Raw genomic sequence first — 15,908 nt, forward strand, 5'->3', positions numbered from 1 at the left:
TTCGTTATGAATGACGGAGTTTATATTCCAAGTGACAGGCGACACAGGCTTTGAGCACATTGTTGAACTCGGGCAGGATCTGCTTCAGATCTTTCGTCGGCATCACATCGGCCAACTTCTCGGCAGCCGCATGGTGCGCCATCGCGAGATCGTGATAGGCCGGCGGAACATCAGCCGGTTCCTGCCGCGCCATGGCGTACCGGTGCATAAAGAACCCCAGATGCGATTCCGTCAGGCCCTGCGCCAATCGATAGTCTTCCTCGGCCAGCGCCGCGACAATCGCCTGAACCGTTTCCAAATGCTGGTGCATGACGGCGCGATGCTCCAGCCGCGCGGCGTCCCCCAGCGGAATCGGCGTTCGCACGTCCGGCAGGTGCACGGGCGTCACTCCCGTCGCAGATACGGGCTTCTGCTCCACGCACCCGGTCACGAAACACAGCGTCACGAACAGGCAGGACAGCCCCGCCCGCAACCTCATTCGCTCGCAATTCATATCTGCTCCTGTGCCGCCTGGCGCCAATAGGCATCCACCCGTTCTTGGATGTGACGAATGGCGTTCGTTTGCGGCATCGGCTCGAATAGATGTCGAAAACGTCCCTGCAGTTGCAGATAGGCCTCCACTGGTTTGCGCTTTGGAATATACGTGTGGGTGACCACCCCGTTGACGGCCTCCTTCAGCGGCCAGAGGCCGGTCTCCACGGCCAACCTGGCGACCTCCGGCGTGGCCCCCGGATCGTACAACCAGCCGGTCGGGCAAGCAGAGAGGGCGAGAAACATTTTCGGGCCGGCGAACGTGGCCGCCCGTGCGAACTTCTCCTCCAAATCCAACGGATACCGTGGGGAGACCGTCGCGAGGTAGGGCGGCCGATGCGCGCGCCAAATCTCGAAGAGGTCTTTCTTCTCCTGAGTCGTTGCGGCGGGATGCTGCAGACTGCAGGGCGACGTGGCCGTTCGCGCGGCGTAGGGGGTGGCGGGGGACAACTGCATGCCGGTGTTGCCGTAGGCTTCGTTGTCGTAACAGATGTAATAAAAGTCGAGCCGGCGATTCATGGCCCCGGAGGTTGATGACAAGGCCATATCGTACGTGGAGCCATCCCCTCCCAGCACGACGACTTTGAGATCTTCGCTCTTCGGCAGTCTCCCCTTGGCAATCAGCACATCCAAGGCATCGCGAATTCCCTGCGCGCCGGCCGGCGCCGAGCCCATGGTCGTATACAACCACGACCCCTTGAATGAGGTGTAGGGATAGGCCGCCAACATAGTAAAGCAACCGGCGGCATTCACATAGACGACATGATCACCCAACACCTTCGCCGCGAGCCGCAAGGCTTCGAGGCCCCCGCACCCGGCGCACAAGGCCGTGCCCGGCAGCACATGCTCTTCCCGTGGAATCTGTTTGATCTTCTTGAACGTCTCCCGCTGCCACATGGCGTCTCTTGTCTCTCGTGAAGCGTCTCGCGTGGTTCACGTTGTCCGTTTCACGTCTTGCGTCTTGCGTTTCACACGTCACGTTTGACTTTTCACGTTTTCGGTTTCACCGTTCACGGTTCCCGCCGCCAGCGTGTGCAACCGCGTCATCTCCCGATGTTCCTCGGCGCTGTACAACAACACCGGCCCGCGACCCGTTCCGGCGACTCCGGCCTCCGCCGTCTGCTCAAAGACGGCCTGAAATTCGCCTTCGGTGAGATGCTGGCCTCCCAATCCGCCGACGAAAGAACAGAGAGCGCGAGGCCGCGTTGCCTCATGATACAAACAGGCGGCGATTTCTTGATAGAGAATCCCGCCCTGCCCCGGAGCCAGGTTCTGATCCAGCACGGCCACGGCCCGTCGCCCGCACAAGGCCTGTCGAATGGCCTCAGCCGGCCAGGGGCGAATCACTCGCAACCGAAGCAGTCCCACCCGCTTCCCTTGCGCCCTGGCTGCGTCGACCGCCGCCTTGCCTGCACTTGCGCCCGCGTTGGTCATCACAAGCACATCTTCCGCATCATCCAACCGGTACCCCTCGACCAGGTCATACCGCCGGCCAAACAAGGCATGAAACGATTCCGCCGCCTCCCGATGTACTTCGAGCGCATTCTGAGCCGCCAGATGCGCCTGATGCCGGAAATAGGCATAGGGGGTTCCGCCGATCACCGCCACACCCAACGCGTGCGGCGACGACGCCGTGAACCCGAGATGAGACGGCCGGAATGGCGGAAGAAACCGTCTGACCGTTTCCACATCGGGCACTGTGACCGGCTCACGGGTGAACGACAGCGTAAACCCGTCCAGATTCACGATCACCGGCAACATCACGCGTTCATCTTCCGCGATCCGGTAGGCCATCAGAATTGAATCCAACACCTCCTGGCAGGTCTCGGCATGAATCTGCAGAAACCCGGCGTCGCGCGCGGCCAACACGTCATTGTGATCCGACTCCAGCGTAATCGGAGCAGCCAAGGCCCGTGAGACATTGACCAGCACGAGCGGTGCGCGCCAACCGGAAATGGAATAGAGCAGTTCAAATGCATGGAGCAACCCTTGGCTGGAGGTGGCGGTAAAGACTCGCGCGCCGGTGACTTCCGCGGCGCCGGCCGCCGTCATCATCGAGTGCTCAGAGTCCATGTTCACGAATCGCGCGGCCAGCTCCCCGCCTTCGCACCACTTGGCCAGAGCGTCCACGATTTCGGTCTGCGGAGTAATGGGAAACGCCGGGATATAATCCACCTCGGCCAACCGGGCGCCCCAGGCAGCCGCAAGGTTCCCGGTCATCATTCGGCTGTCCATGCCGCCTCGCCTTCCTTCTCCCGCTCCGCGATCAAGGCGTGAGTCGGACATTCGCGCACGCAAATCTGACATCCTTTGCAATGGGCATAGTCTACGACCGGCTGCTCCTCCCGGTTCATTGCAATCACTCCGTCCGGACAATAGACGAAACACAACCAGCAGCCGTTGCACTTGTCTGCGACCAACACCGGGCGAAAGGTTCGCCACCCGCCCGTTTCACGCAACACGGAGTTTCCGGCCGCGCCAATCCTGGCTGTGCCTTTCGTCGGCGGTTCATAGGTTGGACTGTGCAACGACGCGGCGCGGCCCGCCCGGCCCGTGCCCTGGGGCAACCTGGCCGGCTCAACCGAGTCGTAGCACTGCCGCGCCACCGTCAGATTGCGCTCGATCACCGGCTCAGCCACGCCAAGATCATCGAGTTCCCGACTGATCGCCGACCGAACAGGCTCCCACCCCAGCCCCGCCAACCGCGCCGCGACAGCGCCGAGCAGCGCACTGATCGCCTCACCTTGCCCCAACTGTTGCAGAGCAATCCCCGTCACATCCCGCGTCGTCACCTGCTCAGGCAGGGACAGATGGACTCGCAACGCATCCGTACGCAACGACGAATTCACGAACAGGGCCGTCTCCCCGGTCATTCCGTCCAACACATGCGCCGCCGGATCTTCCAGCAACGAGGCGTCGGCCACCACAATGACATCAGGATACGCAATCGCCCCCCGCTCCCGGATCGGCTCTCGACTGAAGCGCGTGAACGAGGCAACCGGCGCCCCTCTTCGTTCCGCGCCGTAGATCGGGGAGTCTTGCGCCAGATACCCGCTCGCATAAGCCGCGGTTCCGAGAATGCGGCTGGCGGTTTTTGCGCCTTGGCCGCCGCGTCCGTGAAATCGTACCGCCACCATCTTAGGCTCGATCCGCCTTCTCCTTCTTGAAGGCTTCCTTTCCCGCCGCCAGCGCAGCGGCAATCATGGCTTCCGTGTCTTTCAGGTACCGTTTGGCCTCTTCCATCGTGCGTGAAAGGTCCGCGCGGATCTCCTTGGCCTTTTCCAACACATCCTCTTCCGTCCGTTGCGCATACCCTTTAATCGCTCGACGAGTTTCGTCGCCCGAATGGGGCGCATACAGGATGGCCGCCATCGCCCCGAGCATCGCCCCGCTGACAAACGCAATCGACACGCCCAGTCCCGAACAATGATGATCGTGATCCGCCATGATGCCGTCTCCTTCCCGACCGTCAGTTTTTGGTCCCTGGCCAGCCTCAAAGAACATCTATCTTGGGAGAAAGCAGAGGACGTGCCAGGAGACGGCGGCGAGAACGCAGCGAAGTCACAATTTTGACAAGGGTTTTACATGCGCAACAAGATGCAGCAGTTGAGCAGGAGTTCCATCTGGGGAATTACAGAACCGGGCGGGAGCCAACACTGTCGCAAAACGCGCCAGCTACCGGAGCCTTGGAATTGAACGTCTTAGCCCGCCTTAATCACGAGCACCTCTGCTGCACTCGCCGATTCACTGCTGCGCCAAACGAGCCGCCGGCACACGATTGGCACTCCGGCAATGCGGGCACCCTAGGTGAAGCGTCTCCGTCACCGCAGGACCTGCTTCCGGCAAGGTGCTGCGCCATTACCGATCGCACTGTTCGCCTTCACAGCTTCCCTCTCTGCCTCTCATCCTTCGATGTCCCATGCCTCGACCGTGACCATGTCCTCTTGCGAAGGTCCGTTCATACCGGACCAGCGCCCATATGTCTTCGTCCGTCAACTGGCCGGCAAAGCCGATCATGCCGGTGCCCGCCGATCCATGCTTGATGACCCAGAAAATTTCTCCTTCCGTGCGATGACGCCAGAAACCGTGATGCTGGAAGCTCCGGGGAGCAGGGTTCAATTGGGCCGCCGCCGGCCCGTTCCCGTCACCGAGCGGGCCGTGACAATTGACGCAGGCACCCTTGCCGGCATACAGGGCTTTCCCCCGCTCAATTGTCTCGGATGAGTCCGGCAGGGGGTTTCGCAGTTGCCTCGCCTCGGCCATCTGATCCGCCGGTACGCGTGGCCGCATCACATCGTGACCGGCCGCCCACGTACCGGATGAGCCGCAGAGTAACGCCACGAGGAGCGTCGCTGACACCGCCCGGCTTCGTCTCTGTTCCGCCATGGCCACGCCCTCCGAAACGCGCCTCAGCCCGACTGGCCTCCCGCCACAGTCAAAAGTCCAGCTCCGCCATCTTGCGATGGAAGCGGGTGATCACGTTGGGATCGGGGGTCAGCCGGATTTGCGCCTCATCTTTCCCCTTGTAGGGAAGCAGGTTCAAGACATAGCGCAGACTTTCCAACCGTGCCGCCTGTTTATCGTTCGCTTTGACGATGATCCATGGGCTGAAGGTTGTGTGCGTCTTGCTGAACATTTCCTCCTTGAACCGCGTATAGGAATCCCACAGCTCTTGCGCTTTTTCATCGACGGGGCTCAACTTCCATTGTTTGAGCGGATTCTGCCGGCGCGCCTCAAAACGTTTCGCTTGCTCCTCTTTGGAAATCGAAAACCAGAACTTAATGATGGTCACCCCGTCCTCATACAGCATATGTTCGAACTCCGTGACCTGCTGCAAGAACCGCTGATGCTCCTTCTTACTGCAAAATCCCATCACCGGTTCCACCACCGCGCGGTTGTACCAACTCCGGTCGAAAAAGACGATTTCACCCTTGTTGGGCAGTTGCCGGATATACCGTTGGAAGTACCACTGTCCACGCTCGTCATCCGTCGGCTTGGGTAAAGCCACCACCCGCATGGCCCGCGGATTCAAATGTTCGGTGAAGCGGCGAATGGTACCGCCCTTCCCGGCCGCATCCCGCCCTTCGACGAGAATCGCAATCCGCTGACCATCGGCCTGCACCCAGCGTTGCAGGCGGACCAGTTCCACCTGCAACTGCCGCAACTCCTGCTCATAGAGCAGCGTCTTGCGCACCTCTTCCAGATCGACATTCTTACTTTTGATCAGTTGGATGAGGCCCCTCGGCGTATTGATCCGCCGGAGATCCTCTTCGGTGAGCATTCTCCCCGCCTCACCAATCGAGCCGGCTACCACCCCGCCGCTGGAAGGTTCGGCAGCGTGGTACCCGTCTCCTTGTCTCGGCACAGCGGTGGGAATAATCTCCAACTCATCTTCCGGCAGGCCGTTGTTCGCCAACGCCTCCACCGGTTCCGCCCCCGCGCGATCTTTCCTGCCCTTTGATTTCCCGTTCGACTGCCCGTCTGCTGCCATTCGCATGCCCTCCCCAGATCTGCATCAAAAAGTGACGTTCCGATCACGTTCGGCGACGGCCTTGATGTAATCGGGCATGCCCTTGATCACCGCGCCTGCCGCGAGATCCGCCGCGCCAATCTGCCGAGCAACCGCGCAGGCCCCGCACACCCAGATGGGAATCTGCGCCGCCTGCACCGCGGCCACCAGATCTTTCAACGGCGTGAGGTTCACGCCGGTCACATGATCGGCCGTGCCCTTGCGCCCCAGCGTCACGGCCTCGTTCCACAACCAGAGCACCACATCATGCCCCTGTTCCTTGGCGGTCTTGGCCGCCATGAACGGCAGGGTTGCCATCGTCGGATCGTCCGTACCCCGGCTGCCGGAAATGATAAACGTCGCCATTGGTCAATCCCCCCGTGAATCGTCGTTCGTGAAGCGTCTTTCGTCCGTGAAGATAAGAGCGGATGGCAGATCGCGTATGGCCGAGCGTGAAGCAACCGTGGCAGATCACTTCCCCGTGCCCTGCGCGGCGGCCATCTGCGCCCTGTGCGTACTTCATTTTGCCAAACTTCTCACATATGCAATCAACTGCCACACCTGCTCGTCCGGCAACCCGGCAAAGGACATCATCCCGGTGCCGGGCGACCCGTTCTTGATAATCCAGAACAACTGGCCGTCGGGCAACTCCTTCATCATCGACCCGCAGGTGAAATTTCGCGGCGGCGGAACCAGCGCCGCGCCCATGAACCCCTGGCCATTGCCCTTCTCGCCATGGCACATCGCGCAGGCTAGCGGCTGGGCCGTCTGTAAAAACAGCGTCTTGCCTGCTTGAATCGTGGCGTCCGAGTGCGGCAACGGACTGGTCTTGGACAGGAAATCCGACGGCGCCTTCGCCGTTTTTCGCGGCTGCGGACACACGCCGCTGGGGCCGTCACCGCCGCCAGCCGCCGGCGCCACGTCGGCGCCGCCTTTGAAGGTGGCTCTCAAGTAGGCCATCACGTCCGCGACACCCTGTTGCCCGATGGTCAGGCCCCAATACGGCATGTTCGGCGATTTGCCCATCGCCGCGCCGCCGTGATTGATCACGTTGTACAGATACTCCGTCGGCACCTTGTCGAAGGGAATGTTGGCATGAATCGCCGGCTTGGGAGTGAGTCCGGAAGCGGCCGGCCCGTCGCCCTTGCCATGGGCGCCGTGACATTGCGAGCAATATTCCTTGTAGATCACTTTGCCGCGGTCGACACTCGCCGTCCCGAACTCCGGAGCGGTCCAGGGTTCATAATACTTAAAGTCCTTCACTCCCTGGCCCATGAGGAACCCGATGACTGCCCGTAGCTGCGGCTCCGTCGCATCGGCCAGGAACTCCCCGCTGTGGGGCGTGAAATCCTGCGGATTCAACCCGAACCGGAACAGCCAGTCCTTGTCGTACCGTTGACCGGCCGCCGCGAGCGAGGCGCTCTGCGGCCCGCCAATGAGTTGACCGTTCTCCTCGATCAGGTGACAGCCGAGACAGGCGTGGGCTTTGTAGGCCATGCCGCCGAACGCGGCATCGAACTTACTGACCTTCGAGAGGTCAAACGCTCCAACGGTCACCCGCGGATCCTTGTTGTGCTGGGCAAAATACTCCGCCATTGCCGTCGCATCGTCTTCGCTCACCACCGGATGCCGTATCGGCCCTTCAGCCAGGTCCCACCGATACCCCTTGGGATAGAGCGGCGCTTCTTTTCCTGTGAGATACCGGAGCAACCAACTGCGTTGATACTTACTCCCGGCCCAGATCAAATCGGGCGCTTTCAGGTTGAAGCGGGAATCCGGCTTGCCCTCCAATCGATGGCATCCGGCGCAATTGGCCTGGATCAGCTGTTTCACATGGCTCTGGTCACTGCCCAGGAGCAGGCGCGGAAACGACATCAATCCCGACATGATGACCAAGGCGCACCCGACCATCACCAACCGTCTTCGACCCATGAGGCCCCCCTTTCGTTCACTCCGCTCGTGAGGCCCGCTTACCGCGTGGCGAGCCAGGCATGAATGTCCGCGATGTCCTGATGACTCAGCACCGCGCCCCAGGCCGGCATGGGACCGCGCCCATGAAGCACCGTTTCCCAAAACGCGCCCTCATTCTTTAAAATCATATTGCGCGCCAATGTCGGCCCGACGCCGCCCGCCGCGCCTTCTCCATGACAGGCCTGGCAGTTATGTGCATACAACCCAGCCCCCCTCGCGGGGAGACCGGTCAGCGGACCCTCGGCAGCCGCGCTCTGATTGGAAGCCGGTTGACTCATCGCCAATTCCTGCTCGATGGTCGGCAGATTGTCTTCCGCGCCCTGATGGTTCCGAGCAACCAGATAGCGCAGGACCAACGCCGCTTCATCCTTCGACAAGTCCGCGCCCCAATGCACCATCTTCTCGACTGTGGCGGTCCAGCGATCTTCCGGCAACCGTTGCTGGGAGATGAGGTCGGTGGTATGGCAGACCGCGCACCGAGCCATGATCAAGGTCGCAGCCCGGCGAGCCAGTGCAGGACTCAAGGACGCTCGATCCTCTTCCTGAGCAACGGTGACGACGACCAAGCCCAGTGTCATGCACAGCAGTGTGGCGAGGGTAAGGGAGGACACCCGCTGCGGCACGCTCATGCCGCCACCATCACGGTCAATCGATCCCATCCGCTCCACAAGAACCCGCCTGGATTCCAAGGGCTGGTTGGCGGCTGTTGGTCTCCTCCCGCATCCGTGGCCCGGCACACAATCGCGGCAGGCCCGACTTTTTTGGCATGCCAGACATATTGCCAGTGCCGCCAGGCATAGGGCTGTTCCTCGCCAAGCAGGCGAGCCAATTCCCAGGTTGTTCCGTCATCGCAAGAGACTTCCACCTTCGCCACGGGCGATTCACCGGCCCACGCCACTCCTTGAATGGTCACCGGCCCGGTCTTCAGGGTATCTCCTTCGCCGGGCGCGGCAATGAGCGACTTCACCGGCATCTGCTCGACCGGCACCATCACACTTCCGGGCAACCCCGAACCCGGCTGAATCGACGTCTCCGGCATACGGTAGGCCTGTTGCATGTAATAACCGGGCGCCTCTTCGGCCCGTACCGTGACTTCGGTCAGCCATTTCATGCAGGATTCCGCCATCCAGCCGGGCGTGATCACGCGCAGCGGCGCGCCATGCAGGAGCGGTAACGGACGGCCGTTCATTTCATAGGCGAGGAGCGTATCCGGATGGAGCGCTTTGGCAAGGGGGATGCTGCGGGTGAACAACGGCACGGTCGGCAGAGCCGGACGATCGGCGCCTTGCATTTGCACATGTAAGCCCTGCGGCTTCACTCCGGCCCGCTCCAGAACATCGCGCAACCGCACGCCGGTCCACTGCGCATTGCCGACCGCGCCGCGCTCCCACTGCACACCCGGCACTTTGGGGCGATGATGGGCGCGTCCGTTGCCGCTACATTGCAGCACGGCGGTCAGCGAAACCGGTTCGAATTGTTGCAGGTCCTTGAGCGTGAGGCTCAGCCCTTCCTTGACCAGGCCCTTTACCGCCAACCGCCAGGCGTCCGGTTGGAGCGCCTCGGCCGGAGGCGGGCCGAAATGACTCCGGACGAAAAACCGTTCGTTGGGGGTCAACCAGGATGCGAACTCGCGCACCGGCGTTTCGGCGTCGAATGGCCGCGTGACCCGAACCGTCAGCGGGCCGGATGCGGCCGCCTCTGCCTGTTGAGCGACTGCGTCCGCCGATGCCCGATGCCCCAGGACAATGCCGGCCCCCATTCCCTTGACCAATGTCGTGAACCAGGCGCGACGCGACAGGTTCCCCATCCTACATTCCCCCGGCCGGAGCGGCATGGCCGTGCGGATTCAGATCGATGACAATATCAGCCGGCATGACGATCGATTGATGCACGGTACAGGCGTGGGCCATCTTCAACAGCCGCTCTTTCTGCTCAGGCGTCACGCGGTGCGGCAGACGAATCGCCAGCTGAATCTGTCCGACACGATGCGGCCCTTCGGCAATTGTCCACTCTGCGTCGATCTTCAACCCTTCACGGGAAATATCGTGCCGCGCGCAGAATTGGCCGACAAAATAGCCCACGCAGCTGGCGACCGATCCAACGAACAATTCGACCGGCGTCATCCCTGCATCCGCCCCCCCTCCGTCCGCCGGTTGATCGGTGACGACCCGGTGGCGATCGCTGAGGATGTCATAGCGGGTTCCTCCTTGATAGGCCACACTCAGCTTCATCCTCGATCTCCTCTATCTGGCTTAAGGCGCATCTGCCGGCTTGTCTCCCGTAGGCCAATCGCTGCCCCTCCCTGCGAAATCCGGCCGCGGTTGCGAGTTGATGTAGGCGGCAACATCGTAGGCATCTTGATCCGACAGCGCCCACCCTCGAGTGCGTGGCATGTTCGATTTGATGAAGGAGGCGGCCACCGGCACACGGACCATTTCCGAGCCGATACTGTACGAGTTTGCGCCCCAGACGGGAGGCGCCGCCATGGTGCCCTGACCGCCGACGCCGTGACAGAACGCGCAGCGCGAGGCGAATACCTTCCCTCCATTCAGGGGATCAGGCGGTTTGGTCGACGGCAAAGACGGAATCCCGCGCCACGCCATCCGGCTCCCCGACGGCACATCCTTCGACAACCATTCGATGTACGCGACAATCGCCTGGAGTTTGTGGCTCTCCTGCGGAATCGCTTTCCCGTTCAAATTCCGCTCAAAACATTCGTTGATACGGTCCGCCAGCGTCAGGACTCTCCCGGCCCTGGCCCGGTATTCCGGATAAACCCGCGAGAGGCCGACGTAGGAGGCCGAATTCGGGTCGAGCCCCGCATCCAAATGGCAATTGGCGCAGGTGAGCCCGTTGCCAACGTAGGGTGCGGCGAATTGCTGCGTATGAACGACCAGTTCATATCCCAAGCGGATTTGTTCGCCGCGCTGTCCGCCGGGAATGGAATCGGGGGAAGGATGGCTGAACAGGGCATCGAGCCCGGCTGGTTCGGGGTGAGTCGTAGCCGCTGGCGCGCCGCCTCGTGCGTCCTTCGACTCGACGCAGCCTGCACTCAACCCGGCGAGCAACATGAGGCTGACGAACAGATATCGCATACGTAGATAGACTCGCAAACTACATACCACAGGGACGCGAATGCGCTGAAAGGAATCGGCTTCGGGCATGCGTGACGAAGGAATACCGCAGTTGCGTGCCCGTATCCTTGGCGACAAAAGCCACAGTCCCTCCCTCCCGCCTGCGGCATCGTGCTACAGCGTACGCTCATGCATGACGGTCTTGGAATGTGTTGATTAGGGCCAGGTGTGAGGAAAAGGATTCGTGGGAAGACTCCGTCGCCCGTTCATCTTGGTTCGATCATGGCTTGAGCGAGCGAATGTAGGCAATCATATCGTTCAACTTGTCCTCGTCGAAGGCCGCGGCATAACCAGTCATGGCCGTCCCTGGACGTCCCTCCTGAATGACCTTGCGCAATTGCGCATCCGTTTTCTCCTGTGTCGCCTTGGCTGTGAGATTGGCCGGCGCCGGCGAGAGGTAGGCGGCCATGTCACTATCGCCTTTTCCCCCCGGTCCATGACAATTCTGACAACTCTCGCGATACAGCTTCTGCCCCGTTGCTGGATTCCCCTTGCCGGAAGCAGCCAGACTGATCGGGATCACTCCCAGCACCACCCACATCATGACGCCCGGATAGGCCATTGTTCGCATAACGGTTCCCCACGGTGAAGTTTGGAGAAACGGCGGCATCAGGTCGCACGTTTCAAACTCAACATGTAACTCGTCAGGTCATTGAGCTGCTGATCGGTCAGAGGGAACTTCGGCATAAACGACCCGGGCGACACGGACTTCGGGTCCCGAAAATGTTTCAGGTGCCAGTCCCGATCAGGCCTCGTATCCCCTACCGTAGACAGGTCAGGCGCCACGGCCCCTCCCTCTCCATGAATCCGATGGCAGCCAGCACAACCAAACTGCGCATAGACGGCACGGCCCTGCGCCACAGCCGGATTGGTTCTCGGTACCGCATACAGATGTGTGATCGAAATGCCCAGCAGCCCGAAGACGACAAGGAGGAACAGCAGGCCGCTCGCGAGCGCCACAGGCCGCCGAATGGGATTTCGCACCGGATTCCGATCGATAAACGGCCAGAACAACATGATCAGGATCACACAGAGCGGCAGCACCCAGGTCGCCACCGGTTCCAACGGTCCATGCACATACTTGAGCAATTCGTAATAAAACAGAAAGTACCATTCGGGAACCGGCACAAAACTCGTGTCGGAGGGGTTCGCCTTGTCGGTGAGGGGTAAGGGAATGCTGAACGCCAGTGCCACAACAACCAGAAATACGCCGGCGATCACGACGGCGTCCATGTAGACCTGCCGCGGGGCAAAGGTCTCGGCGCCCAATGACGCTCGATCGTCGGTCCAGGGCCCTGCCGGCCCTACTCGCCGCAGGACGAACAGGTGCGCGGCAATCCCCGCGATGAGGATCGCGGGCAGGAACAGCACATGAATCGCAAAAAATCGCGAGAGCGTCAGCGCGCCCAGGATTTCGCCGCCGCGCAGAACACGAGAGGCAAAGTCCCCGATGAGGGGAACGGTGCCCACCATATTAATCCCGATCTGGGTGGCCCAATAAGCCGTTTGATCCCACGGCAGGAGGTAGCCGGTGAACGCGAAGGTCATCACGATCAGAAAGAGGATCACCCCAACCATCCACATGACTTCACGCGGGGCTTTATAAGCGCCATAGAGAAAGGTTTGGAGCATGTGGAGACCGATCGCGACGACCATCGACGATGCGCCCCAATGGTGAAGGCCACGCACCAACCATCCCAGGAAGATCTCGGTTTCGATAAATCGAACGCTGTCGTAGGCGTGGTCGGGGGTGGGCGCATAATACAGCGCGAGGAACATACCTGTGGCGGCTTGGAGGACGAACAGGAACAGCGTCACCGAACCGAACACATAGATCCAGCTGGCCCCGCCCGGAATCGGCTCATCCAGCAAGGTGCGCTGAACCGGTTTCAGATTCAGGCGGCGATCGAGCCAATTGTAGAGGCGAGAAGACATAGGCCTTGTCGGACGTGAATCGTGCACCGTCACGCCGGTTCAGACGTGTGATCATTCACGCCTGGTCCCCGCGGGTAGTTACACTTCTACGCTGCGTGAAAGTCCCGATTTGAAGTCTTTATACATAACCAGGAGGCGGCCATCCTGCACCTTCGACGGCAAGACATCCAACGGACGCGGCGCCGGCCCTCCGAGGACGAGACCATTGATGTCGTAGGAGCTCCCGTGACACGGACACAGGAACTTGCGTTCTGTCTCGTCCCAGCGATACCCGCAGCCCAAATGGGTACAGATCGGCGAAAATACCTTGATGTCGCCCTGCGACTGTTTGACCGCCCACACCGCCTTCTCGGATTTCGCTTCCAGCCAGCCATCGCGCACGGTCGTCACATGGTCCAATTGCGTGGGGCGTCCAGCCGACAAGGCATCGATCGGACCGATGTCGACCCATTCCTGTCGTCTCCGCATGAACGCTGGGGACACCAACGAGCCAAGGAGCGGAACGGCCAACCCTACGGCCACCACGGCCGCCGCCGCCGCGGTCACCCATTGAAAAAATGTCCGACGCGACCCAACCGGCGTCGAAAATCCTTCCCCGCCACTGCTCGTGTTTTCGTCTGAATGACTCACGTTCACTTTCCGTCGTAAGGGCTGCTCTCGGAGGGGCGGGGACACGGGAGTAGATCCACTCCCGTGTCCTCTGACATCACCAACGCTGAGACACTCCCTCAGACCATCTAGCTCTCGATGTCCAATCCCAGACCAATTCTGGCGCGCAGCAAATCGTGCCGGGTCAGCGTATAGACGATGGCGCCGTCCCGTTCGACGGGAAGATTGAGCAGGTGCTTTTCTTCCATGATCCGAACCGCCTCATCAATCGAGGTATTCGCCGTCACGATGATCCGCTGCTTGATCATGATCTGGTCCACGGTCACCTGATTCAGATCCACATTCGAGTCGAGCGCTTTCAAAAAATCGAATTCACTGATGAACCCGACATATTGCCCCGCGTCATCGACCACAGGCGCCCCGGGCGTATGAGTCGCCAGCAAATCAGCCGCGACTTCCATCGCGTTTTGGTTACGATTCACGAGTGTTTGGTTCGTTCCCACAATCTGTCCGACAGTCTTAAAACCGCCTGCCGGTATACCCTCTCTCACCATCTTGGGCATCATTGCCTCCTTCGCGATATTCCAGTGACGGAATTGTCACTGGCACTTCGCAGACGGTCTTCAAGCCACAGACCGCACCGCTTCACTCCAACGGGACCTCGTTCTGCCCGTTCAGGAACGAACCCGGCTCCCCCGCCGAACGAGTCAGAGTTTTTTGCCCGCTTCGATGTGGCAGGTGTTGACGCCGAACAGCGTCCACACCGGACAATATCCGATCGCTCCCGTCACCAACGCGATGGTTCCTACCGCCAGGGTCACTCCCGTACCAATAGGCGGAAGCCCGGCAACGGCTCCAATACCGATCAACAGGACACCCAGGACAATCCGGACCGGCCGCTCAATACCACCGACATTGCAGGCCATCACTGCACCTCCTTCGTTGCGACCGCGCGACTCGCCGTGACGCATCAGCTTTCTACTCTTGCTCCACGGGCGGCCACTCAGTCAAGCCCGTTACCTATGTGAGTCCTCGACGTCGAAATGGATTCATCTTCTCTGGAAGACGCGCCCGTCGGCAGGCTCAAGAGCCGGCTGACGCTTACTTATCTGTCGCAAAACGATACATATCGTGGCAGGTGGTGCACCGAGCCGTCATGCTCGAAAGGCGATGGAGGATTTGAACCGAAGATTCACCCTGCGCGATGCCGTCCGCCAGATGATCCATGTCTTTGTGAATCGACATCCCCATTTGCTTAAACGCCAGGGGAAGTTTCAACATGATGGCCGGGTTGACGTCCGCCGCCATCGCCATGCCGGCCGCGCGGGCTGAGTCTTCAGCCGCCTTGAGCGGTTGATCCGTGGTCCCCAGCACTGTAACGACACCGTGCACGGCCTTCAGTAAACCTCGCATTTCCGCCAACACCATCTCTCTTTCCGACGGCGCAAGGATAATCTCTGTGCGGCCGTCACTCCCCGGTCTGGTATGGCCTTGCACGAGAAACGTCGACATGATGCCGATCGTCAGTATCCACAGCGCCGCAATTCCCCAACCAAAGATGCGCCAATTCATAAGATGACGGCTCCCATTCATTTAGCTCGCCCTATTCATGACGGGTCCTCGTGCATTCGCCGGGTCACGGTGCGAGACCGGCGCGCGGAGCCGGCAGGACCCGTGGCCTACTCGTGCAGAAGGTTGAAGGGCCGAGGGGCAAACCCGCCGGCCGAAGGCCCGTCGCAGCGGTGAATCGGCGAGTGCAGCAGGCGTACTCATGAATCAGGCGGGTTAGGGAGCCCCCCGGCCAGCCCCACTGCCCAACTGCCGCAGATAGGCCGTCACCTCGCGCATTTCCTCTTCGGATAACACAAACTTCCAGGCCCCCATTGCCGTGTCCCTGCGCCCATCGTGAATCGTTTTTAACAAGGTCGCATCCAACTTGGCTTGCGCGGAGGGAGCGGTGAGATCAGCAACAGGCGGCGTGAACGTCATCGCGCCGTTCCCTTTCCCTTCCACACCATGGCAACGGATGCAGAGATTGGCATAGAGCATCTTCCCTTTGCTGGCACCCCCGTTGCCCGCATACACGCCGCCCGCCATCGCCGAGAAGAGGAGCAGTGGCAAAACACCAATCACTCCGGCTCGTAGATTCATGGGTTGCTCCTTTCTCGGCGCCCGCCATCGGAAAGGTCGCAGAGCAATGCCAGGGAGAATGCGATCCT

20 protein-coding genes and 1 pseudogene are annotated in these 15,908 nt (G+C 60.9%); all 21 read right to left on the reverse strand.

Annotation, left to right across the window (positions count from 1 at the left end; genetic code table 11):
• Positions 1-4: 4 nt before the first annotated feature.
• The gene (locus GDA65_01210) at positions 5-493 is read right to left on the reverse strand and encodes a hypothetical protein (GenBank protein MBA5861318.1); all 489 of its coding nucleotides are present in this window, start codon (positions 491-493) and stop codon (positions 5-7) included.
• Positions 490-1,428, reverse strand: coding sequence for a pyruvate synthase (locus GDA65_01215; GenBank protein MBA5861319.1), 939 nt, complete (start codon positions 1,426-1,428; stop codon positions 490-492). The genes GDA65_01210 and GDA65_01215 overlap by 4 nt, the downstream gene beginning before the upstream one ends.
• 78 nt (positions 1,429-1,506) lie before the next feature.
• The gene (locus GDA65_01220) at positions 1,507-2,766 is read right to left on the reverse strand and encodes a pyruvate synthase (GenBank protein MBA5861320.1); all 1,260 of its coding nucleotides are present in this window, start codon (positions 2,764-2,766) and stop codon (positions 1,507-1,509) included.
• A complete protein-coding gene (locus GDA65_01225) occupies positions 2,751-3,668 on the reverse strand; it encodes a hypothetical protein (protein ID MBA5861321.1) in 918 nt (305 codons plus the stop codon). Before GDA65_01225 ends, GDA65_01220 begins: the two co-directional genes overlap by 16 nt.
• A 1-nt stretch (position 3,669) precedes the next feature.
• Complete coding sequence (locus tag GDA65_01230; protein ID MBA5861322.1) at positions 3,670-4,035, reverse strand: hypothetical protein; 366 nt, start codon at positions 4,033-4,035, stop codon at positions 3,670-3,672.
• Between the two features lie 243 nt (positions 4,036-4,278).
• A pseudogene (locus GDA65_01235) lies at positions 4,279-4,356 on the reverse strand (thiol reductase thioredoxin).
• A gap of 33 nt (positions 4,357-4,389) precedes the next feature.
• Positions 4,390-4,917, reverse strand: a complete 528-nt coding sequence (locus GDA65_01240) for a c-type cytochrome (GenBank protein ID MBA5861323.1) — start codon at positions 4,915-4,917, stop codon at positions 4,390-4,392.
• Positions 4,918-4,966: 49 nt separating this feature from the next.
• Positions 4,967-5,812, reverse strand: coding sequence for a polyphosphate kinase 2 (gene ppk2, locus GDA65_01245; protein MBA5861324.1), 846 nt, complete (start codon positions 5,810-5,812; stop codon positions 4,967-4,969).
• Between the two features lie 234 nt (positions 5,813-6,046).
• The gene (locus tag GDA65_01250) at positions 6,047-6,406 is read right to left on the reverse strand and encodes a sulfur reduction protein DsrE (protein ID MBA5861325.1); all 360 of its coding nucleotides are present in this window, start codon (positions 6,404-6,406) and stop codon (positions 6,047-6,049) included.
• A gap of 153 nt (positions 6,407-6,559) precedes the next feature.
• Positions 6,560-7,972, reverse strand: a complete 1,413-nt coding sequence (locus tag GDA65_01255; protein ID MBA5861326.1) for a c-type cytochrome — start codon at positions 7,970-7,972, stop codon at positions 6,560-6,562.
• A 38-nt stretch (positions 7,973-8,010) separates the two neighbouring features.
• Positions 8,011-8,670: a c-type cytochrome gene (locus GDA65_01260; GenBank protein ID MBA5861327.1), complete on the reverse strand. Its 660-nt coding sequence runs from the start codon at positions 8,668-8,670 to the stop codon at positions 8,011-8,013.
• A complete protein-coding gene (locus GDA65_01265) occupies positions 8,637-9,845 on the reverse strand; it encodes a molybdopterin-dependent oxidoreductase (protein ID MBA5861328.1) in 1,209 nt (402 codons plus the stop codon). Before GDA65_01265 ends, GDA65_01260 begins: the two co-directional genes overlap by 34 nt.
• Positions 9,820-10,242, reverse strand: a complete 423-nt coding sequence (locus GDA65_01270; protein MBA5861329.1) for an OsmC family peroxiredoxin — start codon at positions 10,240-10,242, stop codon at positions 9,820-9,822. The genes GDA65_01265 and GDA65_01270 overlap by 26 nt, the downstream gene beginning before the upstream one ends.
• Positions 10,243-10,263: 21 nt before the next feature.
• Positions 10,264-11,136 carry a c-type cytochrome gene (locus tag GDA65_01275; GenBank protein MBA5861330.1) on the reverse strand — a complete coding sequence of 291 codons (873 nt, stop codon included), beginning with the start codon at positions 11,134-11,136 and terminating at the stop codon, positions 10,264-10,266.
• Positions 11,137-11,365: 229 nt separating this feature from the next.
• The gene (locus GDA65_01280; GenBank protein ID MBA5861331.1) at positions 11,366-11,755 is read right to left on the reverse strand and encodes a c-type cytochrome; all 390 of its coding nucleotides are present in this window, start codon (positions 11,753-11,755) and stop codon (positions 11,366-11,368) included.
• The gene (locus tag GDA65_01285) at positions 11,755-13,080 is read right to left on the reverse strand and encodes a c-type cytochrome (protein ID MBA5861332.1); all 1,326 of its coding nucleotides are present in this window, start codon (positions 13,078-13,080) and stop codon (positions 11,755-11,757) included. Before GDA65_01285 ends, GDA65_01280 begins: the two co-directional genes overlap by 1 nt.
• A 78-nt stretch (positions 13,081-13,158) precedes the next feature.
• Positions 13,159-13,710, reverse strand: coding sequence for a Rieske 2Fe-2S domain-containing protein (locus GDA65_01290; protein ID MBA5861333.1), 552 nt, complete (start codon positions 13,708-13,710; stop codon positions 13,159-13,161).
• 107 nt (positions 13,711-13,817) lie between these two features.
• Positions 13,818-14,255, reverse strand: a complete 438-nt coding sequence (locus GDA65_01295) for a CBS domain-containing protein (protein ID MBA5861334.1) — start codon at positions 14,253-14,255, stop codon at positions 13,818-13,820.
• 141 nt (positions 14,256-14,396) lie between these two features.
• Positions 14,397-14,615 carry a DUF2892 domain-containing protein gene (locus GDA65_01300; protein ID MBA5861335.1) on the reverse strand — a complete coding sequence of 73 codons (219 nt, stop codon included), beginning with the start codon at positions 14,613-14,615 and terminating at the stop codon, positions 14,397-14,399.
• 175 nt (positions 14,616-14,790) lie between these two features.
• Positions 14,791-15,261, reverse strand: a complete 471-nt coding sequence (locus GDA65_01305) for a hypothetical protein (GenBank protein ID MBA5861336.1) — start codon at positions 15,259-15,261, stop codon at positions 14,791-14,793.
• Positions 15,262-15,474: 213 nt separating this feature from the next.
• Complete coding sequence (locus GDA65_01310) at positions 15,475-15,840, reverse strand: c-type cytochrome (protein ID MBA5861337.1); 366 nt, start codon at positions 15,838-15,840, stop codon at positions 15,475-15,477.
• Positions 15,841-15,908: the final 68 nt, after the last annotated feature.

The organism is Nitrospira sp. CR1.1 (assembly GCA_014055465.1).
In the GTDB taxonomy this organism is placed as follows: Bacteria; Nitrospirota; Nitrospiria; order Nitrospirales; family Nitrospiraceae; genus Nitrospira_A.